The sequence below is a fragment of the Streptomyces sp. SID4985 genome (assembly GCF_009863025.1).
Lineage (GTDB): Bacteria > Actinomycetota > Actinomycetes > Streptomycetales > Streptomycetaceae > Streptomyces.
The window spans coordinates 1-1,286 of the sequence record NZ_WWIR01000055.1; the positions used below are offsets into that span (position 1 = coordinate 1).

At 78.5% G+C, this 1,286-nt stretch carries 1 protein-coding gene; it reads right to left on the bottom strand.

Annotated elements, in window-relative coordinates:
* Window positions 1-91: 91 nt before the first annotated feature.
* The coding region (locus GTW40_RS02310) for a CDP-glycerol glycerophosphotransferase family protein (protein ID WP_202485274.1) at window positions 92-1,286 on the bottom strand (1,195 nt) is incomplete at its 5' end.

Sequence of the window (1,286 nt, forward strand, 5' to 3'; positions counted from 1 at the left end):
GGCGGCCCGCGGGGCGCCAGGTGGACGGCCGGCTCGGGGTGGGCCGCGTCGTGGAGCGGGGCATGGGAACTCCCGGGAGATCCAACGGTGTTCAGTGGCCGTCGGTGACGGGGCCTGGCCCGGAGGGTTCCGGCACCGGGACCGGCGGCGCGAGGGCGCGCGCGGCGGCGGAGGGCACCGGGCGCCGGTCGACGACCGGGATCACCTCGGGCAGTCCGTCCGCCCGGCCGAGCAGCACGTGCCGCACGATCCGCTCGGCGGCCCGGCCGTCGTCCAGCGGGCAGAACCGCTCCCGGAACGCCGTCCTTGGCCCGGCCGTGCCGGGGTCGCGCCAGCGGCCCGAGACGAACAGGCCGATCACCTCGTCCTCGCCCCGGGCGACCGCGCCCGGGGCGCCGGGGAAGCCGTCCCCGGCGTGCACGACGATCGGCCGGTCCAGGCCCGCGTAGTCGTACATCAGCGGCGCGCCGTCGGTGAGCAGCGCGTCCGCCGCGAGGCACACCTCGGCCGCGCTCGGATGCGCGGACACGTCCAGGACGCCCGGGATCTCGCGCCGCCAGAGCACCGGTGCCCGCCCGGCGCGGACCAGCACGACGAAGCGCGGCCCCAGCTCACGGGCCAGCCGCTCCAGGTCGAGGACGGGCCGCCGGGTGTACGGATGGTCCCGGCGCGCGGGCGCGTAGAGGATCGCGACGGTGCCCTCTGGGATGCCCAGCGCCGTGCGCAGCCGGGTCACGTCGGCCGAAGTGGCCTGTTGGAGAAGGTCGTTGCGCGGGCGGCCGTACGCCAACGCCGTGCCGGGGGCCGGGTGTGCATGCTCGGCGGGCGGGGCGGTGTGCGGGGCGGGGGAGAGGGTGTAGTCCCACAGGTCGTGCGAGGGTGCTTCGGGAGCGGCGGTGGTCCACGGGGTGTCGCCGGTCCGGAGGAAGACCTGCCCCGGGCGCTTGCGCACGCCGGGGGCGAACACCCCGTTGCTGATCAGGTACTTGGAGCGGGCCAGCGCGCTCCAGCAGGCGGCGGACCCGGCCCGCAGCGGCCGTGTCCCGCCGGGGCGGGGCTGCCCGGGGTGCGCGATCCACGCGGTGCGGATGTGCGGGGCGTGGGTCCGCAGCGCCTCCGCGAGCGCGGCCGGGTCGCCGCCCCCGGTGCCCCCGCAGTCGGCGAACACCGCGTCGTACTCGCGCAGCGGCAGCCGCAGCTGGACCCGGTAGTGCAGCCGCAGCGCGGCGGCCCGCAGCGCCCGCACCCCGTCGGTGGCGCAGGCGCGGGTGCGGCGGCGTGCCGCC